The 19333-nt window shown below is 68.7% G+C and carries 20 protein-coding genes and 1 pseudogene; 6 read left to right on the forward strand and 15 right to left on the reverse strand.

The genetic code is table 11. From position 1 onward, the window contains the following. Positions 1-24: 24 nt before the first annotated feature. Positions 25-339: pseudogene (locus RCP37_RS10700) on the reverse strand (DUF2784 domain-containing protein); the annotation flags it as partial. A gap of 92 nt (positions 340-431) precedes the next feature. On the opposite strand from RCP37_RS10700, the gene RCP37_RS10705 reads away from it, so the two are divergent. Beyond that, entirely contained in the window at positions 432-980 is a 549-nt protein-coding gene (locus tag RCP37_RS10705) for an RDD family protein (protein WP_308486808.1), read from the forward strand. Between the two features lie 15 nt (positions 981-995). Here RCP37_RS10705 and RCP37_RS10710 read toward each other — a convergent pair whose 3' ends face one another. Continuing rightward, a complete protein-coding gene (locus tag RCP37_RS10710; RefSeq protein ID WP_308486809.1) occupies positions 996-2501 on the reverse strand; it encodes a carboxylesterase/lipase family protein in 1506 nt (501 codons plus the stop codon). A gap of 208 nt (positions 2502-2709) precedes the next feature. Here RCP37_RS10710 and RCP37_RS10715 point away from each other — a divergent pair, with 208 nt between their 5' ends. Next, on the forward strand, positions 2710-3414 hold the full coding sequence (locus RCP37_RS10715; RefSeq protein ID WP_308486810.1) for a hypothetical protein: 705 nt from the start codon (positions 2710-2712) through the stop codon (positions 3412-3414). Positions 3415-3417: 3 nt separating this feature from the next. Here the strand turns inward: RCP37_RS10715 and RCP37_RS10720 are convergent, their stop codons facing one another. Beyond that, complete coding sequence (locus RCP37_RS10720; RefSeq protein WP_308486811.1) at positions 3418-3756, reverse strand: hypothetical protein; 339 nt, start codon at positions 3754-3756, stop codon at positions 3418-3420. A gap of 140 nt (positions 3757-3896) precedes the next feature. Between RCP37_RS10720 and RCP37_RS10725 the strand changes: the two genes are divergently transcribed. After that, positions 3897-4232, forward strand: coding sequence for an RNA polymerase-binding protein RbpA (locus RCP37_RS10725; protein WP_308486812.1), 336 nt, complete (start codon positions 3897-3899; stop codon positions 4230-4232). 45 nt (positions 4233-4277) lie between these two features. Here the strand turns inward: RCP37_RS10725 and RCP37_RS10730 are convergent, their stop codons facing one another. The 4 genes from RCP37_RS10730 to RCP37_RS10745 form a co-directional block, all read right to left on the reverse strand. Next, a complete protein-coding gene (locus RCP37_RS10730; RefSeq protein WP_308486813.1) occupies positions 4278-5030 on the reverse strand; it encodes a polyprenol monophosphomannose synthase in 753 nt (250 codons plus the stop codon). Further along, entirely contained in the window at positions 5023-6807 is a 1785-nt protein-coding gene (gene lnt, locus RCP37_RS10735) for an apolipoprotein N-acyltransferase (RefSeq protein WP_308486814.1), read from the reverse strand. Before lnt ends, RCP37_RS10730 begins: the two co-directional genes overlap by 8 nt. Next, positions 6800-8332: an amidohydrolase gene (locus RCP37_RS10740; protein ID WP_308487039.1), complete on the reverse strand. Its 1533-nt coding sequence runs from the start codon at positions 8330-8332 to the stop codon at positions 6800-6802. Before RCP37_RS10740 ends, lnt begins: the two co-directional genes overlap by 8 nt. Positions 8333-8447: 115 nt before the next feature. Continuing rightward, on the reverse strand, positions 8448-8936 hold the full coding sequence (locus RCP37_RS10745) for an FxsA family protein (RefSeq protein ID WP_308486815.1): 489 nt from the start codon (positions 8934-8936) through the stop codon (positions 8448-8450). A 78-nt stretch (positions 8937-9014) separates the two neighbouring features. Between RCP37_RS10745 and RCP37_RS10750 the strand changes: the two genes are divergently transcribed. Continuing rightward, positions 9015-9716 carry a dienelactone hydrolase family protein gene (locus tag RCP37_RS10750; protein WP_308486816.1) on the forward strand — a complete coding sequence of 234 codons (702 nt, stop codon included), beginning with the start codon at positions 9015-9017 and terminating at the stop codon, positions 9714-9716. A gap of 4 nt (positions 9717-9720) precedes the next feature. Here RCP37_RS10750 and ric read toward each other — a convergent pair whose 3' ends face one another. From ric to RCP37_RS10770, 4 genes are all read right to left on the reverse strand, one after another. Further along, positions 9721-10419: an iron-sulfur cluster repair di-iron protein gene (gene ric / locus RCP37_RS10755; protein ID WP_308486817.1), complete on the reverse strand. Its 699-nt coding sequence runs from the start codon at positions 10417-10419 to the stop codon at positions 9721-9723. A 79-nt stretch (positions 10420-10498) separates the two neighbouring features. Beyond that, entirely contained in the window at positions 10499-10888 is a 390-nt protein-coding gene (locus tag RCP37_RS10760; protein WP_308486818.1) for a PPOX class F420-dependent oxidoreductase, read from the reverse strand. A gap of 85 nt (positions 10889-10973) precedes the next feature. Next, entirely contained in the window at positions 10974-11291 is a 318-nt protein-coding gene (locus tag RCP37_RS10765; RefSeq protein WP_308486819.1) for a hypothetical protein, read from the reverse strand. Positions 11292-11436: 145 nt separating this feature from the next. Further along, the gene (locus RCP37_RS10770; protein ID WP_308486820.1) at positions 11437-12186 is read right to left on the reverse strand and encodes a decaprenylphospho-beta-D-erythro-pentofuranosid-2-ulose 2-reductase; all 750 of its coding nucleotides are present in this window, start codon (positions 12184-12186) and stop codon (positions 11437-11439) included. 35 nt (positions 12187-12221) lie between these two features. On the opposite strand from RCP37_RS10770, the gene RCP37_RS10775 reads away from it, so the two are divergent. Next, positions 12222-12635: a F420-dependent biliverdin reductase gene (locus RCP37_RS10775; RefSeq protein WP_046284039.1), complete on the forward strand. Its 414-nt coding sequence runs from the start codon at positions 12222-12224 to the stop codon at positions 12633-12635. Here the strand turns inward: RCP37_RS10775 and RCP37_RS10780 are convergent. Then, the gene (locus RCP37_RS10780) at positions 12632-13777 is read right to left on the reverse strand and encodes a M24 family metallopeptidase (protein ID WP_308486821.1); all 1146 of its coding nucleotides are present in this window, start codon (positions 13775-13777) and stop codon (positions 12632-12634) included. The genes RCP37_RS10775 and RCP37_RS10780 overlap by 4 nt on opposite strands. 87 nt (positions 13778-13864) lie before the next feature. Between RCP37_RS10780 and RCP37_RS10785 the strand changes: the two genes are divergently transcribed. Beyond that, complete coding sequence (locus RCP37_RS10785) at positions 13865-14818, forward strand: 5'-3' exonuclease (RefSeq protein ID WP_308486822.1); 954 nt, start codon at positions 13865-13867, stop codon at positions 14816-14818. 30 nt (positions 14819-14848) lie between these two features. Here the strand turns inward: RCP37_RS10785 and RCP37_RS10790 are convergent, their stop codons facing one another. The 3 genes from RCP37_RS10790 to tatC form a co-directional block, all read right to left on the reverse strand. Next, positions 14849-15571 carry a DUF4333 domain-containing protein gene (locus tag RCP37_RS10790; RefSeq protein WP_308486823.1) on the reverse strand — a complete coding sequence of 241 codons (723 nt, stop codon included), beginning with the start codon at positions 15569-15571 and terminating at the stop codon, positions 14849-14851. 73 nt (positions 15572-15644) lie between these two features. Then, positions 15645-18431 (reverse strand): DEAD/DEAH box helicase, encoded by a 2787-nt coding sequence (locus tag RCP37_RS10795; protein ID WP_308486824.1) that lies wholly within the window; start codon positions 18429-18431, stop codon positions 15645-15647. Beyond that, positions 18424-19332: a twin-arginine translocase subunit TatC gene (gene tatC / locus RCP37_RS10800; RefSeq protein WP_308486825.1), complete on the reverse strand. Its 909-nt coding sequence runs from the start codon at positions 19330-19332 to the stop codon at positions 18424-18426. Before tatC ends, RCP37_RS10795 begins: the two co-directional genes overlap by 8 nt. Position 19333 lies beyond the last annotated feature (1 nt).

The following is a 19333-nucleotide window of genomic DNA, read 5'->3' on the forward strand; positions in this document are numbered from 1 at the left end:
TTCTCGCGCACACAGCGCCCAGGACCCGAGCACCGTCACCAGCACCGCGACCTCGACCGCGATGGTCCACCCCGGCGGGTACAGCACACCGGCTAAATAGTGGGCGATGAATCCGTCCGCCGGCAGCGGGGCCATACCGGCGGCGGCGCGCGCCCGGCGCTCCAGCCAGGTCAGCGGGCAGTCCAGGTGTCCGACAACGATCAGCACCGCCCAGAACGTCGCCGCACCGTGCAGCCAGAGAGTGCGCGGCCATCGCACGGCGAGAAAGCCGCCGACCACGACGTAGCCGACGAACGCAAGATGCGATGCGACGATGAGCACCACCGCGATCCGGTACATCAGTCCGCCGTTTCGCCCTCCGCAGAAACCGCTTCCGTCCCCGTCCGTCACGGTACATTGGCGAACATCCAACGTGGTCAGGAGCGAATCTGATGACAACCGGCGATTTCGGCCCGAACGGTCCTGGCTATGGCGCCGGAGGCCCCGGAGGCCCCGGATATGGCCAGCCCGGCGGTTATCCGCCGCCGCAGGGCTGGGGGCCGCAGCCCGGGTGGGGACAGCAACCAGGCGGGCTGGGCAGGCGCTTTTGGGCCCGCGTGCTCGACGGCTTCCTGGTCGGCATCGTGGCGTTCTTCCTGTCGGTGTTCTTGTTCTCCGACGATTACCCGTTCCTGGTCACCGGCCTGTTCTCCGGGGCGCTGACGTTCGGCTACTTCGTGCTGTTCGAGGTGACTCAGGGCGCCACCCCCGGCAAGCGATTGCTGGGCTTGGCGGTGCACGGGCCCGACGGAGTGTCGAAGCCGACGGCTTCGCAGTCGGCCATCCGCAATTCGTTCACCTTGCTGGCCGTGGTCCCCTACCTCGGTGCGCTGCTGGCCTTCGTGGCCTACGTCGTGATCGCCGTGACGATCAGCGGCAGCCCGACCAAGCAGGGCAAGCACGACGAGCTGGCCGGCGGCACCCGGGTCACCCGGGCCTGACTCCCTCGCGGGACGTCAGTGCGCTAACGAAAAGCCTTGCCAGGCCTTGCGTCGCTCGGGGGCCGGGTCGTACTCCAAGCGAGTCTTGCGGTCGAACACCATGACGGCACGCTCGTCGGCGGTGTAGGCCGGCCAGTTGTCCCCCGGCAGCCCTTCCCGGCTGAACGCTCCCCACCGGCGCTGCACCTGCTTGCTGACCTGCAACGCCGTCCGGCGGTCCGCGCCGGCAGTGAGCAGCCGGCCAAAACCGCCAGTGCGGTACACATCGAACACGGCGAACAACTCGGTGGCGTGCGTGGCACCCATACCCGACCAGCGCAGCATCCGCGGCGCGTAGTCGTAGCGGTAGACGTAGGTGGGCGCATGGGCCCCATGGGCATCGGCGATCTGCCACACCGCGGCATTGAAGGCGAAATCCCCGCCGAGCCGGATGCAGGCCGCCCGTTTCGGGTAGTCCGGATAGGCGGCGATGATGCGGTCACGCACTCCCGCGTCGGTGCCGGCCAGTACCGCCTCGACCATCGGTTCGTCGACCGGCAACATCCGCAAGAACCGGGTGAACAGCCGCCCCTCATCGGCGTTGCTGCCCACGATCAGCGGAACCCGGTGCGCTGATCCCTGACGCATCGCCTCAACCGGGTCCACCGGCAGCACGTCGTCGCCGCACACCGGCCCGATCGGGAACGCGCCCAGCATGTCCCGGTTGCCGTCGGCGATCAATCGGTCTTGGGCGGTCAGCAGCTCTGACGGCGTCACGCGCAGCAGCGTCTGGGCGCCGGACGGGCGTACCCCGAGTAACGCGGCGAAGCGCTCGGCGAAGGCGGCCGCAATGTCGGTGTTTCGCACCAGGCCCGCGGCCGGGCTTTCGGCGATCGCACGGGCGAACAAGCCCTGTGCCGCGGGAACCGCCAACAGGGTGGCCACCGCGTGCGCACCCGCGCTCTCCCCGAAGATGGTGACGTTGTCGGGGTCGCCGCCGAATGTCGCGATGTTCTCCTGAACCCAGCGCAGGGCGAGCACCAGGTCGCGCAGGTACAGGTTGCTATCCAGGGTGACGTCGGAGGTCGACAGCGAGGACAGATCCAGACACCCCAGTGCGCCCAGCCGGTAGTTGACCGACACGTACACACAGCCGCGACGGGCCAGCGCCGCGCCGTCATAGATGGGGGTGGCCGAACTGCCCATGATGTAGCCGCCGCCGTGGATGAACACCATGACCGGCAGCGGGCCGGTGTCGGTGTCCTCCGGGGCCACCACGTTGAGCGTCAGGCAGTCCTCACTGGTCGGCTGAAACCGGCCGGGACCCAGGACGGTGTAGAACCGTTCCTGCGGCGCGCAATTGGTGAAACCGTGGCAATGGCGCACCCCCGACCACGGCTCCGCCGGCTGGGGCGCCCGAAACCGCAGCGGCCCCACCGGCGGGCGGGCATAAGGGATGGACCGCCATCTGCGCACCCCGTCGCGGACGAAACCCTCCACGACGCCGGTGGCGATGCGGGCCTGCACAGGGTGGTTATGCATGAGCCGAACGGTAGCGAATCACCCGGTGGTTAGCGAACCTCGACGAAGGAGAGGCGAGGCTGGACCGCCGCATGAGCCCGGTGGTTAGCGAACCTCGACGAAGGAGAGGTGAGGCTGGACTGCCGCATGAGCCCGGTGGTTAGCGAACCTCGACGAAGGAGAGGTGAGGCTGGACCGCCGCATGAGCAGGGCCGGTTAGCCTAACGGCATGCGTCTCACGGGCCTGATCGCCGTACTGCTGTTGGTCGCGGGATGTTCTGGCGCCAAGGTCGAAGAGCCGAAGCCGACTTCGACGGGCTCGTCTCCGTCCAGCACAGCACCGTCGACATCGGTGACATCAACCTCGGCGAAGCCATCGGGGCCGCTGGCTCCCCCCGCTGCGGGCGCGGCGATCTCCGACGTCATCGCCTGGATAGAAGCCGGCCGGCCCGTCGACGCCGCCGAATACCACAAGGCGACCCGCGACGGCGAGGTCACCGACCTCATCGATGATGTCGCCTTCACGGTGGCGGCTGCGCCCCGCCGCGCCACCACCTGCATCAGCGAATCCGGTTCCCCCGACAGCGCCCTGGCCTGTGTGGTGGATCTGGCGAACCCGCCGGCGCAGCCCGCCGACATCTACGGCGAGTGGAAGGGCGGTTGGGTCGACTTCGGCGGCAACACGTTGCGGGTGGGCTCCGCGCACGGCGATCCGGGCCGGTTTGTGCACGGCGACGGGGCGCAACTGCCGGACGGATCCGCCTTGTCGTTCGGCGACTACCGCTGTCGGGCGGATCAAGTGGGGCTGATCTGCGTGAACTATGCCCACCGGTCGGCGGTGCTGCTGCGCCCGGAGGGCATCGGAACCTTCGGCTGTCTGCACCCGGTGCCGCCGGCCGCCGATGCCGGCGAACAGTTCAGCTGCGCCAGCTGACCTTCAGCGCCAGCGGTCGGCCGAATCGACGGCCTGCAGCAGCGTGTCGCACAGTTTCCGCAGCTCATCATGGGGAGCGTCTTCGGACAGGGCGGTCGCGATGTCTTCGGCCGCGCATCGCACCTGATAGACCCGGTCAGACAGGGCGGTCGCTTCGTCGGCGGAGAGCACCACGGAGTCGGGCGTCAGTGCGGTCGTCTTCCCGCTGTTGATCAGGGCGCGCTGCTCGTAGGCGCGCTGCCGGCAGGACTGCCGGCAGTATTGCCGGCGGCGTCCGATCCCGGCATCACCCACGTCGCGGCCGCACCATCGGCACGGCTGGGGGCGGGGACTGCGAGGCACGACTGAACACCTTAGTCCGGGGACCGCGATGTTCCCGGTATCATGAGAGGTCGCGCCATGTGCGCCGGGAACTTCAGAGGGTTCGCTCGCGTTGACACTCGCGAGGCATTTTTCACCAATAGGCATAAGGAGAGTGGGTCATGGCTGATCGTGTTCTGCGGGGCAGTCGGCTGGGAGCCGTGAGCTACGAGACCGACCGCAACCACGACCTGGCGCCGCGTCGCATGGCGCGTTACCGCACCGACAACGGTGAAGAGTTCGAGGTCCCCTTCGCCGACGACGCGGAGCTCCCCGGCACCTGGATGTGCAAAAACGGGTTGGAAGGCTCCCTGCTCGAAGGCGATGCGCCCGAGCCGAAGAAGGTCAAGCCGCCGCGCACCCACTGGGACATGCTGCTGGAGCGCCGCTCGGTCGAAGAGCTCGAGGAGCTGCTCAAGGAGCGTCTGGACCTGATCAAGACGAAGCGGCGCGGCTAAGGCCTCGCCGGCGCCTGTCCCCAGGCGCTTGGGCCCAGCGGCCTGCTAGCCGCGGGCGCCCCGCAGCCGGTTCACCCGGCCGCCGATCCCCCACTTCGCGACCTTGACCATCGCTTCGCGGATGTTCGAGCCGCTCATCTTCGACACACCCAGCTCACGTTCGGTGAACGTGATCGGCACCTCGGTGATGGTGAACCCGCTGTTGACGGCGCGCCAGGTGAGGTCGACCTGGAAGCAGTAGCCCTTCGAGTCGACCGCGTCCAGACCGATCTTCTCCAGCACGCCGCGACGGTAGGCCCGATAACCGGCGGTGATGTCGTGGATTCCGACGCCGAGCAGCAGACGCGCATAAGTGTTGGCGGTCTTGGACAGCACCAACCGGCGCACCGGCCAGTTTCGCACCGTCCCGCCGTCGACGTAGCGCGAGCCGATCGCCAGGTCGGCGCCCGCGTCAATGGCGTCTAGCAACCGATAGAGCTGCTCGGGCGCGTGGCTGCCGTCGGCATCCATCTCCACGATCACCTCGTAGTTGCGCTCCAACCCCCAGGCGAAACCGGCCAGGTAGGCCGCGCCCAGTCCGGCCTTGGAGGTCCGGTGCATGACGTGAATGCGCGCGGGGTCGGCGGCCGCCCGCTCGTCGGCCAGCTTCCCGGTACCGTCCGGGCTGCCGTCGTCGACGACGAGGACGTGCACATCGGGTCGGGCCTGCTGTAGCCGATCCAGGATGATCGGCAGGTTCTCCAACTCGTTGTAGGTGGGGATGACCACCAGAGTGTGCAGGCTGGGACGCTCACTCATCGGCGCCGTTCCTCCCGTTCTCCGCATCGGCGCCGGTGCGGCCCCGCTTGAAATGACGTCGCGTAATCCGACCGCGCATGAAGTTTCCATTTTGCCGTATGGCGGCCAGCAGGGACGCAACGGCCGCTCCGAGCAACACCCACTGCAGCACCGGCGCCCACCGCGTCGCCGGTGTCAGCGTGGTCTTGAGCCGCACGTGACTGTCGAGGTAGGCGGGCTCGAAGAACGCGGTGCGGGCCAGCTCACGGCCGTCGGGGGCAATGACCGCGCTGATCCCGGTGGTTCCGGCGACCACGACGTAGCGGTCATGCTCGACAGCGCGCACCTTGGCAAACGCCAGCTGCTGGTCGCTCATCGTCTCGTCGAAGGTGGCGTTGTTGGTCGGTACTGCCAACAGCTGGGCGCCGGCGAGTACCGACTGGCGCGGCGCGCGATCGAAGATCACCTCCCAGCAAGTGGTCACCCCGACCGGGACACCGGCCACATGCACCACCCCGTTGCCGTGACCGGGAACGAAGTAGCCGGCCCGATCGGCATAGCTGGAGAGGTGACGGAAGAACCCGCGCCAGGGCAGGTACTCACCGAACGGCTGCACGATCCGCTTGTCGTGGCTCTCCCCCGGCCCGGTGCGCGGATCCCACACCAGCACCGAATTCGACGCCGCCGGATTGTCCCGGCTCCAGCCGGGCGCGGCACGTACCGTGCCCACCAGGATCGGGGCGTCAACCGCTTGGGCAGCGACGGTGATCTGCTGCGCGGCGTCGATGTTGGTGACCGGGTCGATGTCCGAGGCGTTCTCCGGCCAGATCACGAACAACGGCTGCGGGGCGCGCCCGGTCGCGACATCCTCTGCCAATCGCAGGGTTTCGCGGACGTGGTAGTCGAGCACCTCGCGGCGCTGGGCGTTGAAATCGAGACCCAGCCGCGGCACATTGCCCTGCACGGCGGCCACCGTGATCGACGGTTCGTCGCCGGCGCCCACGCCGGAACGGCGCACCCCCGGCCACACCACGACGGCGGTCAGCATCACCAGACAGATACACAGTCCGGGCACCAGCACCGCCGGCGGGCGGTTAGCGGAGTCGGGGGTCGGTGGGTTCCGCAGCCACCGCACGATCTCGATGGCCAGAGCGGTACCGGCGCAACCGATCAGCACCACCCCGGTCGACAACAGCGGAACGCCGCCGAGCGCGACCAGCGGCAGCAACGGTCCCGCGGTCTGGCCGTATCCCACCGCCCCCCAAGGGAACCCGCCGAACGGAACTACCGATTTCGCCCATTCCTGGGCGGCCCACAGCAGCGCGAACCAGATCGGCCAGCCGGGCAGTGACCGCACTGCCACCGCCGCCGATCCGAACAGCGCGGGAAACAGCGCACACATCAGCGCCAGGATCAGCCAGGGCGCCGGGCCGACCAGTCCGCCCACCCACGGCAGCAGCGGCAGGTAGAACGCCAGGCCACACAGCAGGCCGTAGCCGAAACCTCCGGCAAAGGTGGTCTCGCGGCGAACGAGCACCCAGCTCAGCAGCGCGACGGCCAAAATCGCGGCCCACCACCAGTTCAGCGGGGCGAAGCTGGACCGCAACAGCATGCCCGCCGCCACCGACGCGGCCAGCTGCGCCCAGCGATCGGCGGCGGCGATACCTAACCGTTCCAGCCGGTTCGGCCCGGGCTGGTCGGCGTGGGCGAGAACATCGCCGTCCGATTCGGTCGCCGGCACGTCAGCGGCCGGATCGGTGCGGGTTTCCGCTGCCGGTTCCTCGGTGGGCTCAGCCATGCAGAACCACACCACGGTGCACAGTGCGACGGCATTGGGGGCTCGCGCCGGGCTCGAGAACCGGCAGCGCGGGCACCCGTGCGCGTGGATCGGTCGACCATCGCTGAACGGAGTCGCGAGGCGCCTCAACGGCCAGGGCACTGGTCTCCCAGACCGCATAGGAGGCGGGTGCGCCGGCCGCCAGCGTCCCGGTGAGGCCGTCGTTGATACCGGCGGCCCGCCAGCCACCGCGCGTCGACGCGGCGAAAGCCGCCCGCATCGAAACCGCACTGCCCGGCGTGCGGTGGTTCGCGGCGGCACGCACCGCAGCCCACGGATCCAATGCGGTCACCGGGCTGTCAGAACCGAACGCGAGGGGCACGCCTTGGGATGCTAACAGCGCAAATGGGTTCAACCCGGCGGCTCGCTCGGAGCCCAGACGCTGGGCGTACATGCCCTCCTCGCCGCCCCACAGTGCATCGAAAGCCGGCTGCATGCTGGCGATCACGCCCCAGGAACCCAACTTGGCGGCCTGCTCGGCGCTGACCATCTCCAGGTGCTCCAGCCGGTGCCCGCAACGGGCCACCGCCGGCACCCCGAACTTCTCCACCGCCCGTTCCAGCGCCGCAACCACGGTGGCGACCGCGGCGTCGCCGATCACGTGGAATCCGGCGGTCACCTCCGCCTCGGTGCAGGCCAACAGGTGGGCGGTGACGGCGTCGAGGTCCAGATGGCACACGCCGGTACAGCCGGGGGCGTCGGCGTAGGGCTCACCGAGCCAGGCGGTATGCGAGCCCAACGCTCCATCGACGAACAGGTCGCCGCCGAGCCCGCGCGCGCCCGTCTCGGCGATCAGTTCGCGTGCCCGGGCGGCGCTGGAGACCGCCTCGCCCCAGTAGCCGACCACCTCGACGCCGTGGCCGCCTTCGCCCAGTGCCCGCAGTTCGTGCCAGTCCTCGAGACCGCCGATGTCCGGGCCGGCACATTCATGTACCGCGACGATCCCGGCCGCGGCGGCGGCATCCAGCGCAGCCACCCGGGCCTCGGCGCGCTGCGCGGCGGTGAGCAGGGTGCCGGCCATGGCACGGACCCGGTGGTGGGCGTCGCCGGACAGTGGGGCGGCAGCGTCGATTCCGGCCGGAAGTTCCGGCACCAGGTTGCGCAACGCGGAGGAGGCCAACGCGGAGTGGACGTCGGCGCGAGACAGGTATGCGGGTCGATCCCCCACCACAGCGTCAATGGCCGCGGTGTCAGGGGCACGGCCGTCGGGCCAGCCGGATTCGTCCCAGCCGTGCCCGCGGATCGGCGCACCGGGGTGGGCCGCGGCGTAGTCGGCGATCAGTTGCAGGCAGTGTTGTGCCGAGGTCGCCGGCCGAAGGTCCAGGCCGATGCGGCACAGGCCCGTCTCGGTGACGTGGACATGGCTGTCCACGAATGCCGGGGTCACCAGCGCGCCGTCGAGTTCGATCACCTCGGCCTGGGGGAACTGCTCGCGGCCGACGTCGTCGCTGCCCAGCCAGGCCACCACGCCGTCCCGGACCGCCATCGCGGTGGCATCGGGATGACTGGGGCTGTGGATTCGCCCGCCGAGCAGCAAAGAGGCAGGCCTGCCGGTCACAACGGTCACGACGTAGAAAGTACGGGTTGGCGCGGGCTGCCGGTCAGGCGACCGGAAGGGCGCGCTGCCCGGTGTCGGTGACGTCGACGAATTCGGCGTCGATGTAGTCGGCTCGGCTTCCGGGCGGGCGCCGGGTGGTGTACCACTGCCGACCGACCGTGGCCGCAGCCAGCAGCGGGGTGTGCCTGCCCAGCGCGGTGGCCGCCACCGCCGCCAGCAGCGGGCGGGCAGCGGAACGAGTCGGGGGCGCCAACAGCAAAAGACCCACCAGCGAGGTCACCGGCCCAGGAACGAGCACCAGCACGCTGCCGGCCGTGACCAGCCCGCTGTCGGCGAGCACACCCGGGTCAGCCGCCTTACGCAGCCGGCGGAACTGGCGTCTGATCTGCCCGCTTGCCAGCACCAGTCCGGCCAGGAAAACGCCCAGTAGCAGCAACGTTGTCCAGCCGAAGCCGATCGCCCAGATCAATCCGGCAACCGCCGCCAGCTCCACCAGGGCGTAGAGACCGAAGATCCGCAGCACACCGCTCACCATGCCATCCCAACGTTCGGGCCGGTGATGTGGTTCCAGGCCGGCGCGGCGACCTGCCGAGAGAGCAATACTGAGGCGATGACGACGATCCGAATCGAGGCGCCCGCCGGCCCCATCGATGCGCTGCTGGACACTCCGGCTGGGCCCGGGCCATGGCCCGGTGTGGTGGTGATCCACGACGCGATCGGCTACGGCCGGGACATGCAGGCCATCTCCGAACGGATCGCGGGCGCGGGCTACCTCGCGCTGTCGCCGAACCTGTACTCCCGGGGCGGCCGGGCGCGCTGCATCACCCGGGTGATGCGGGAGCTGCTCACCCAGCGCGGCCGTGCACTCGATGACATCCTGGCCGCCCGCGATCATCTGCTGGGCATTCCCGAGTGCTCGGGCGCAGTTGGTATCGCCGGTTTCTGCATGGGCGGCCAGTTCTCATTAATATTGGCGCCCAATGAGTTTGGGGCCTCCGCGCCGTTCTACGGTGTGCCGCTGCCCCGCCACCTGGAGCAGACCCTCGACGGCGCCTGCCCGATCGTGGCCAGCTTCGGGGGGCGCGACCCAATGGGCCGCGGCGCCGCCGATCGGCTACGCCGCGTGGTCGAGGACAAGGGCATTGCGCACGACATCAAAACCTATCCCGGGGTCGGCCACAGCTTCGCCAACGAGCTGCCGGCCCAGCCGCTGATCCGCATCGCCGGCTTCGGCTACAACGAGGCCGCGACCGCCGATGCCTGGGAGCGCGTGTTCGGCTTCTTCGGCGAGCACCTGCGCCCCAAAGCCTGACCGCTTAGGCCGGATCGCCGGCCGCCGCCAGCACCCGCGGGAACAGCACGTTGTTCTCCTTGTGTACGTGCAGGTGAATGTCGGACTCCAGGTCCGCCAGACCGGCCAGCATCGCGGTGTAGCTGGCGCAGGCATCGGCTGGGACGGCGTAGCCGTTGGTGAGCTCACGCAGTTCAGCCAGCAGATGACCGGCATTGTCATGCTCTTGCTGGTTCTCGGCCAGTTCGGTGCGCACCTCGTCGGGCAGCGGTCGGTCCGATCCCCCGGCATGCAGGCTGATCTGGGGGAACAACAGCGTCTCTTCGGTGCGCAGGTGCGGTTCCATGCCGCCGCGGAGCTGATGGAACACGTCGCGGACCCGCAGCAGCTCGCCGTGGTTGGGACCATGCACGCGCGCCACTTTGTCCACCAACTCCGCCAACCGCGGGAACTCATCCCACAGGAACCGGTGGTGGGTGCTGACGATATGGGCGATCAGCGAGGTGTCGTCGTACTCTGCCCAGTCGGCCGGCCGGCCCGGTGACGTGGCGTTGAGCGCGGCCAGCAGTTCGTCGGCGTCGACTCCGTCCGCGGCGCACGCCGCGCCCAGGGTGCGCTGACCGTGGCAGCAGAAATCGATCCCGAACCGGCTCAGGATGCGGGTGGACGACGGGTCGGCGGTGACGATGTCACCGAGAATCTGATCGGAAGTGACGGTGGCCATGGTGGCTCCTAGAGGTCGGGGTTCCGATCCAACAATGCTCATTTCAATGAGCAAAGTCCATTATATGTGATGCAGTCGATCACTCCGGTCCGGCCGGGGTCAACGCGAGCCCGACGTTGGTGCGCATGCCGCCCCGCAGCTTGCTGAAGAAGTTGAACACCGGCCCGATCAACTTGTAGCGCTTGCCGATTGCCGCATAGACGGCACCGTTGTCCGATTTGTCCAAGACCGTGGCGACGGCTTCGATGGCCTCGCCCTTGGGCCGTCCCCGCACATCGCAGACCGCCAAGGTCACCCGCGGGGTGTTGCGGATTCGCTTGACCTTCCAGGACGACTCCTGGGTGATCACCAGCAGTCGGTCACCCTCGGCCGCCGCCCATACCGGGGTCGGCTTGGGCCGGCCATCCTTGGTGAAGGTGGTCAGCAGCAAATAGTCGGACTTGGCGATCTGGGCGAAAGTTGGGGCCATGACCGCGAACCTACCCGCCCGGAGCCCTGGGGCCCGCGTAGCTGGTCAAAGTGCGGGCCGGGCGCCTAGGCGAACAGTGCAACCGCTACAGCGGTGGGCGGCTTGCGATGGGATGCAAGTCGGCGAGCTTGGGTAGCTCGGACTTCGGCTGCTCGGCATCCACAAAGTCCGTCACGGCATCCAGGGTGATCAGTCCGTAGCGGACCAACAGATCAACCGCGTTCAAGCCGAAGTGAGTGGCAACCCGGATCAGGTTGTCGGCGGTGATCAAACGCCCTTCGTGTGCAGCCTTGTAGTAGGCAGACTTCCGGTAGCCGAAGGCTTCATATACCTCAGTTGCCGGAAGCGGCCTACCGACCAGGTAAGGCAGCACGACCGACGGGTCCTTTTTTCGATCGTCCATGGTTTTACACTCTAGTCCTGTCAGGCGGGAAGAGGTCAGAAAACTATACCGAAATTCTTCGTGTATTCCCACGACCTGGGAATGTCGCGTTCCGTCACATCGTACTAACCGGCCGGTCGCGGCGCTGCGCCGGGCTCCGGGTTTGTTAACGCGGCATCCGGCGCCACACAGATTGCGGGAGAATTCTCAGCGTGGCGAACAGCGGGCGCAGCGCCCACGGCACCCATATGGTGCGGCTGCCCTTGCGTAGTGCCCGGGCCGCCGCGATTGCCACCTGACGCGGGGTGCTCGCCAGTGGAGCGGGGTCCATGCCGGTGGTCATCCGGCCGATGACGAAACCTGGTCGCACAAGCAACAGGCACACACCCGTGCCGTGCAGTGCATCGGCGAGACCGCTGGCGAAGCCATCGAGGCCGGCCTTGGCCGAGCCGTAAACGTAGTTGGCGCGTCGGACCCGCACCCCTGCCACCGAGGAGAACACCACCATGCGACCCCGCCCGGCGCTGCGCATGGCCGCGGCCAGGTGGCTGAGCAAACTGATCTGGGCGACGTAGTCGGTGTGCACGACGGCCACCGCGTGCGCCGCATCGGACTCCGCCCGGGCCTGATCGCCCAGCACGCCGAAAGCCAGCACGGCGGTACCGATCGGGCCGTGCTCGGCGATCAGGTGCGCCACCAAGGGGCCGTGGGCGCTCACGTCGTCTGCATCGAACTCAGTGGTGTGTACCGCCGCCGCGCCCGCCTTGCGCACCGCGGCGACTTCGGCGTCTAGCCGATCGGCGGAGCGCGCCGCCAGCACCACCGTCGCCCCCGGCGCGAGCTGCTGCGCCAACTCGAGGCCGATCTCACTGCGTCCGCCGAAAATCACCACCGGCCCGTCAACCGTGTCGTTCACGGCTGAGATTATCGCCTGCGCTAGCGTGGGCGGTGATGGCGAACGCGACGACTCGACTGACCAGTGACGCGTTGGCGTTTCTCACCGAACGCCACCTGGCGATGCTGACCACCTTGCGTGCCGACAATTCGCCGCACGTGGTCGCGGTGGGTTTCACCTTTGATCCCAAAACCCATATCGCCCGGGTGATCACCACCGGCGGTTCGCAGAAGGCGGTCAACGCCGAACGCGCCGGGGTTGCTGTGCTCAGCCAAGTCGACGGGGCGCGCTGGCTCTCGCTGGAAGGCAGCGCCACCGTCAACGACGCCCCCGCGGCGGTCCGTGACGCCGAGCTGCGGTACGCCCAGCGCTACCGCACCCCGCGGGTGAACCCGCAGCGAGTGGTGATCGAAGTGCAGGTGGAACGCGTGCTTGGCTCCGCCGACCTGCTCGACCGCGGCAACCGCTAGTCGGCCGACTCCGTCACCGGCACCACCACCAGATCATGCGGCCGACTGTTCAGTGATTCCACGCCGTCGGCGGTGACGACCACGATGTCTTCGATGCGGGCGCCCCACTTGCCGGGAAAGTAGATGCCGGGTTCGACCGAGAACGCCATCCCGGCCCGGAGCGTGTCGTCATTGCCGGCAACGATGTAGGGCTCTTCATGCACCGACAGGCCGATGCCGTGCCCGGTGCGGTGCACAAAGTATTCGGCCAGGCCGGCCTTGGCCAACACGTCACGAGCCGCCGCGTCCACCTGCTGCGCCGTCACTCCCGGGCGAACGCTGGCGACCGCGGCACGCTGCGCCTCCAGCAGCGCCGAATAGTGTTGCGCTACCTCGGGACTCGGCTCCCCCAGGCTGTAAGTTCTGGTCGAGTCGGAATTGTATCCGGGCTCGACCGGTCCGCCGATGTCGACGACGACGATGTCACCGGCCTGCAGCACTCGCTCGGAGCATTCATGGTGCGGGTCGGCGCCGTGCGGGCCCGAACCCACGATGATGAAGGCCACCTCCGAATGGCCTTCGGCCACGATCGCTTCGGCGATGTCGGCGGCGACATCGGCTTCGGTGCGGCCCGGCACCAAGAACTCCGGCACCCGGGCGTGCACCCGATCGATCGCCGCACCGGCCTTGCGCAGGGCATCGATCTCGCTGGCGTCCTTGATCATTCGCAGATCACGAAGGACACCCGTGGCCAGAACGGGCGTCGTGCCGAGCACGTCGACCAGGGGCAACAGGTGCAGCGCAGGCATCGAATCGGTGACAGCGACCGCCGACGACGGTGCTCCCCCTAGCGCCTCGCCCACCATGCGATAGGGATCCTCGCCGTCAACCCAGTCCCGCACCGTCACGCCCAGGTCGGCCACCGCGGATTCGCGCAGCGCCGCCAGCTCCAGTCGCGGCACCACCATGGTGGGCGAACCCGAGGCCGGCAGCACCAGCGCGGTGAGCCGCTCGAAAGTCTGGGCCCGCGACCCGGTCAGGTAGCGCAGGTCATAGCCGGGCGTGATCACCAGGCCGGCCAGGCCGGCGTTCGCGGCGGCACTGGCCGCGGCGGTCAATCGGTGGGCGTAGACGCTGCTTTCGAACCGGGAAGTCACGCACATCAGGCTATCGGGCGGGCCCAAACGGCGGTCCAGCTTCGCCTCTCCTCCGTCGAGCCTTGCTAACCGCCGGCCAATAGGCTGGCACCCATGACTGCTCCCGTGTTGCTGCTCGACGGTGCCAGTATGTGGTTCCGCTCCTACTTCGGGGTGCCGTCCTCGATCACCGCACCCGACGGCCGGCCGGTGAATGCGGTACGCGGTTTCTTCGACTCGGTGGCCACCCTGATCACCCGCCAGAGCCCGGGACGGCTGGTGGTCTGTCTGGATCTGGACTGGCGGCCGCAGTGGCGGGTGGACCTCATCCCGTCCTACAAGGCCCACCGGGTGGCCGAAGAGGTGCCAGACGATTCAGACATTGAAGAGGTGCCCGACGAGCTGAGTCCGCAGGTGGAGATGATCGCCGAGCTGCTCGACGCGTTCGGCATCACCACGGGTGGGGCGCCCGATTTCGAGGCCGATGACGTGCTGGGCACCTTGGCGGCAGCCGAACAGCGCGACCCGGTGATCGTGGTCAGCGGCGACCGCGACCTGCTGCAGGTGGTCACCGACCGGCCGGTCCCGGTGTCGGTGCTTTACCTGGGACAGGGCCTGGCCAAAGCGACGCTGTTCGGCCCGGGCGAGGTGGCGCAACGCTACAGCCTGCCGCCGGAGCGGGCTGGGGCTGCCTACGCCGAAATGGCGCTGCTGCGCGGTGACCCCTCCGATGGGTTGCCCGGGGTTGCGGGCATCGGCGAGAAGACGGCGGCCGGCCTGTTGACCCAGTATGGCTCGCTGGCGGCGGCGCTGGCCGCGTCCGCTGACCCGGGATCGCCTATGGCCAAAGGGGTTCGGGCCAAACTGCAGGCCGGGCAGGACTACATCGAGGCCGCCGGTCCGGTGGTACGCGTGGCTACCGACGCTCCGGTCACATTGTCGACACCGTCGGACACCCTGCCGCGGGTGGCCGCCGACCCGGCGCGGGTCGCCGAATTGGCGGAGCGCCTGGGTGTCGGATCCTCGATTGCCCGGCTCCAGCGGGCGCTCGACGCGCTGCCGGATTGATGCGGCGGGCGCAGCTTCGCCCCGCCGGGACTACTTGGGCCGGCCGACCTCATAGGTGCCCGAGTTGTCCTGGAAGGTGACGGTCACCTGGCGCTTGGTCCCATCGATGCTGACCTCGCAGTTGAAGGTGTCGCCCTGCTTGACCACCGGGCTCTGCCCGTTGTTGCAGCGGACGTCCTTGACGTTCTTGGCGCCGTAGCCGTTGGTCTGGTCGGCCAGGATCTGCTGAACACCTTCCTGGGCCTTGTCGATGTCGAGCTTGGTGGTCACGAAGAAACCGGGCTTCCAGAAGCCCAGCACCAGCAGCACCAGCACGGCGATGCCCACGCACCCGGCGAGCACCGAGCTGACCATCCCGGACGGGCGCTTGGTCGCGGTGCCCGGCGCCGGGTACTGGCCCGGCTGCTGCGGGTAACCGTACGGACCCGGCTGGGCCGGTTGGCCGTATTGCCCCGGTTGGCCGTACTGGCCGGGCTGGCCGTACGGCGAGGGCTGACCGTACTGGCCCGGCTGGCCGTACGGCGAGGGCTGACCGTACTGCTCGGGCTGCGGGTAGCCGGGATATTGCTGCGGCGCCGAGGGGTACGCGCCCTGCTGCGGGTATTGGGGGTACTGCTGCGGCGTGTAGGCCGGCGGCTGCCATTGCTGCTCAGCACCGGTTGCGGGACCCTGTCCGGTGCCCTGGTCCTCGGGCTGACCGGGCTGCTGAGGCTGCCACGGCTGCGTCGGGTCGTATCCCTGCGGTCCGCTCATCGTTGTTCCTCAAGTCCTCTCACGTAGCGGGTGCTGATCACCGCCGGCTCTCCACCGTAGCGCCCGGACCAGCCTACCCGGCGTCAACGGCAACGACCCCGCGTAAAACCGTGTCGATCGCCTGTTTTGCTGTGGCCCGCAACTCCGCACTGGGCGCCGCATTCCGCAGCTGATCCAGCAGGTCGAGCACTTGGCGGCACCAGCGCACGAAATCGCCCGCCGACAATGGTGTGCCCCCGTCGGCCGCATCTGACGCGGCCAGTGCCGAGGCCAGATCGCCGCTGCGCGCCCACCGGTAGACCGCGGCGACGAACCCGTCGTCGGGTTCCCGGGTCGGGGTGATCCCGTGTCGGCGTTCGTCGGCGCGTAACGCCGCCGAGAGCTTGCGGGTCTGGTGCAGCGCGCGGCGCACCGCTTCGGTGGGCGCCTGCAGGGTCGGCGGTCCGCCGGGCCCGTCCGCGCCGCGGGTTTCGTAGAGCACCGCGGAGACCACCGCCGCCAGTTCCGGGGGCTTGAGTCCCTGCCATGCCCCGGTGCGCAGGCACTCGGCCACCAAAAGGTCGCTCTCGCTGTAGATCCGGGCCAGCATCCGGCCGTCGTCGGTGACTCGGGGATCGCCATCCTCGCCGCCTTCACCGATGAAGCCGCGTTCGGTCAGCAGCCCAACGATCCGGTCGAAGGTGCGCGCCAGCGAATTGGTGGCGGCCTCGACCTTCCTGCGCAACTGCGCGTTGTCGGCTTCGACGCGTAGGTAGCGCTCGGCGACCCGTACCTGGGCGTCGCGATCCGGCGCGTCGTGGACGGGGTGGTCGCGCATGTGCTGGCGCAGGGCAGCCAATTCCGGATCCACCGGTGCGTCGTCTGCGTCGCCGCGGCGTTTGCGCGAGCTGGGGATATCGAGGCCGGCGGCTGCGGATCGCAGTGCCGAGGCCAGGTCGCGGCGCACTCGCGGCTGGCGATGCTCCACTCGCTTGGGCAGGCTCATGGTGCCGATCGGCGGGACGGCGCCCGAATAGTCCGCCGAGGAGATCCGGCCGGCCCAGCGATGCTCGGTGAGCACCAGCGGCCGTGGTTCGTCGGAATCCCGGTCGGCCTGCAGTACCACCGCCAGTCCCCCGCGACGGCCGTGACTGAGGTTGATGATGTCGCCGCGGCGTAGCTCCGCCAGGGCGTCGCTGGCTGCCCGACGGCGCTGCAACCGCGAGGCCCGCGCCTGGGCCCGTTCACGTTCGGAGATCTTTGCCCGCAGGCGGGCATAGTCGAGGACTGCTGAATCGCGCCCGCCGAACTCGGCGGCGATGTCGTCCAGGGTGCGCTCGCCGCGCTCGGCGCTGCGCACCAGGCCTACGACAGACCGGTCGGCCTGGAACTGGGCGAACGACTGCTCCAGCAGTTGGTGGGCCTGCTCGGGTCCCATGTGCTGCACCAGGTTGATCGTCATGTTGTACGACGGCGCGAACGAACTGCGCAGCGGGAAGGTACGGGTGGACGCCAGGCCGGCCACCTGGTCGGGATCGGCGGTGCTCTCCCCGGGATGCCACAGCACCACCGCGTGGCCTTCGACGTCGATGCCGCGCCGGCCGGCCCGGCCGGTCAGCTGGGTGTATTCACCCGGCGTCAGCGCGGCGTGCTGCTCACCGTTGAACTTCACCAGCCGTTCGAGCACCACCGTGCGGGCCGGCATGTTGATGCCCAGCGCCAGGGTTTCGGTGGCGAACACGGCCTTGACCAAACCCGCGGCGAACAGCTCTTCGACGGTGTGGCGAAACACCGGCAGCAGCCCGGCGTGATGGCCGGCCAGGCCGCGCAGCAACCCCTCGCGCCATTCGTAGTAACCCAGCACGTCCAGGTCGTCGTCGGCCAGATCACCGCAGCGGTGGTCGATCACCTCGGCGATACGGGCCCGCTCGGATTCGGTGGTCAGCCGCAGCGGCGAGCGCAGGCACTGCTTGACTGCGGCGTCGCAGCCGGCCCGGGAGAACACGAAGGTGATGACCGGCAAAAGACCCGCGGAATTCAGGACCGCGATGACGTCCGGGCGCATCGGCGGCCGGTAGGTAGGCCGGTCTGGGCGGCCCGAGCCGCCCTGCCTTGTTCGACGGGAGCTGCCCCAGTCGGTGAGCCGGTCGGCTTCGCGGCGATGGGCGATGTGGCGCAGCAGCTGGGGGTCCACGCGCGGCCGGCCTCCCGCGGCGCGGGCGTCGGAATCGGACTCGAAGAGATCGAAAAGCCGTTTGCCGACCATCATGTGCTGCCACAACGGCACCGGGCGATGTTCGTCGACCACGACGGAGGTGTCGCCGCGCACCGTCTGGATCCAGCCGCCGAATTCCTCGGCGTTGCTGACCGTCGCCGAGAGGCTGACCAGCCGCACCTCCTCGGGCAGGTGCAGGATGACCTCCTCCCACACCGCGCCGCGCATCCGGTCCGCCAGGAAGTGCACCTCGTCCATCACGACGTGGGAAAGACCATGCAGCGCGGGCGAATTCGCGTAAAGCATGTTGCGCAGCACCTCGGTGGTCATCACCACCACCGGCGCATTCGAGTTGATCGACAGGTCGCCGGTCAAAAGACCCACCCGGTCCTTGCCGTACCGGGCCACCAGATCGGTGTGCTTCTGGTTGCTCAGCGCCTTGATCGGCGTGGTGTAGAAGCATTTTCCGCCGCCGGCCAAAGCCAGGTGGACCGCGAACTCGCCGACGACGGTCTTGCCGGCGCCGGTGGGTGCGCACACCAGCACTCCCCGACCGTCCTGCAGGGCCTCGCAGGCCCGACGCTGAAAACCGTCCAGTCCGAAGGGCAGTTCCGCGGTGAACCGATGCAGCTCGGTCTGTCCGGGTGTCTGTGGCGGACTAGTCATGCGGCGTAGCGACCGGTGTGGGCGCTTCGATGGGCGACGCGTGGTCGTCGGCCAGCGCGGTGGCCGTTTCCCGCTTGGCCTTGCGCTTATCGTGCAGCCGGGCGATCTGGATGGCGAACTCCTGCAACAGGGTCAGCGTGCTGCCCAGCACGATCATCGAGAACGGATCCGAGCCCGGGGTGAAGAACGCGGCGAACACGAACATCGCGAAGATCAGCCCGCGCCGCCATTCCTTGAGCCGGGCGTAGCTGATCACGCCGACCATGTTGAGCATCACGATCAGCAGCGGGAACTCGAAGCTGATCCCGAACACCACCAGCAGGTTCAGCAAGAACCCGAAATAGCGATCACCGGACAGGGCGGTCACCTGGACGTCGCTGCCGACGGTCAGCAGAAATCCGAGCGCCTTGGCCAGCACCAGGTAGGCCAGGATGGCGCCGGTGACGAACAGCACGGCCGCCGAGACGACGAACACCACTGCGAAGCGCCGCTCTTTGCGGTAGAGCCCGGGGGTGATGAACGCCCACAGGTGGTAGAACCAGACCGGGCAGGCCAGCACGATGCCGGCGGCCAACCCCACCTTGAGCCGCAGCATGAACTGGTCGAATGGCGCGGTGGCCAGCAGCCGGCATTGCCCGTCGGGTGCGATCGCCGCACGCGCTGAGGCCGGCAGCTCGCAGTACGGGTGACGCAGCCACTCGCCGAGGCTTTCCAGCCCGAAGAGCGGCTGGGTGTACCAGATGAATCCGATGATCGTGGTGAGCACGATCGCGGCCATGGAGATCAGCAGCCGGGTACGTAGCTCCCGCAGGTGGTCGACGAGCGACATCGTCCCGTCGGGATTGGTGCGGCTACGCCGCTGACGGGGGTCGAGCCGCCGCAGAACTCCGAGCGTGCGCACA

Source organism: Mycolicibacter sp. MU0102 (assembly GCF_963378105.1).
GTDB lineage: Bacteria > Actinomycetota > Actinomycetes > Mycobacteriales > Mycobacteriaceae > Mycobacterium > Mycobacterium holstebronense.

Bases quoted from the DNA above. Each gene is read 5' to 3' on its own strand.
- lnt (WP_308486814.1), bottom strand. From the start codon at position 6,807: ATGGCTGAGCCCACCGAGGAACCGGCAGCGGAAACCCGCACCGATCCG.
- ric (WP_308486817.1), bottom strand. From the start codon at position 10,419: ATGGCCACCGTCACTTCCGATCAGATTCTCGGTGACATCGTCACCGCC.
- RCP37_RS10705 (WP_308486808.1), top strand. From the start codon at position 432: ATGACAACCGGCGATTTCGGCCCGAACGGTCCTGGCTATGGCGCCGGA.
- RCP37_RS10765 (WP_308486819.1), bottom strand. From the start codon at position 11,291: ATGGACGATCGAAAAAAGGACCCGTCGGTCGTGCTGCCTTACCTGGTC.
- RCP37_RS10750 (WP_308486816.1), top strand. From the start codon at position 9,015: ATGACGACGATCCGAATCGAGGCGCCCGCCGGCCCCATCGATGCGCTG.
- RCP37_RS10790 (WP_308486823.1), bottom strand. From the start codon at position 15,571: ATGAGCGGACCGCAGGGATACGACCCGACGCAGCCGTGGCAGCCTCAG.
- RCP37_RS10740 (WP_308487039.1), bottom strand. From the start codon at position 8,332: ATGGCGGTCCGGGACGGCGTGGTGGCCTGGCTGGGCAGCGACGACGTC.
- RCP37_RS10785 (WP_308486822.1), top strand. From the start codon at position 13,865: ATGACTGCTCCCGTGTTGCTGCTCGACGGTGCCAGTATGTGGTTCCGC.
- RCP37_RS10730 (WP_308486813.1), bottom strand. From the start codon at position 5,030: ATGAGTGAGCGTCCCAGCCTGCACACTCTGGTGGTCATCCCCACCTAC.
- RCP37_RS10780 (WP_308486821.1), bottom strand. From the start codon at position 13,777: ATGTGCGTGACTTCCCGGTTCGAAAGCAGCGTCTACGCCCACCGATTG.
- RCP37_RS10725 (WP_308486812.1), top strand. From the start codon at position 3,897: ATGGCTGATCGTGTTCTGCGGGGCAGTCGGCTGGGAGCCGTGAGCTAC.
- RCP37_RS10775 (WP_046284039.1), top strand. From the start codon at position 12,222: ATGGCGAACGCGACGACTCGACTGACCAGTGACGCGTTGGCGTTTCTC.
- RCP37_RS10715 (WP_308486810.1), top strand. From the start codon at position 2,710: ATGCGTCTCACGGGCCTGATCGCCGTACTGCTGTTGGTCGCGGGATGT.
- RCP37_RS10795 (WP_308486824.1), bottom strand. From the start codon at position 18,431: ATGACTAGTCCGCCACAGACACCCGGACAGACCGAGCTGCATCGGTTC.
- RCP37_RS10760 (WP_308486818.1), bottom strand. From the start codon at position 10,888: ATGGCCCCAACTTTCGCCCAGATCGCCAAGTCCGACTATTTGCTGCTG.
- RCP37_RS10710 (WP_308486809.1), bottom strand. From the start codon at position 2,501: ATGCATAACCACCCTGTGCAGGCCCGCATCGCCACCGGCGTCGTGGAG.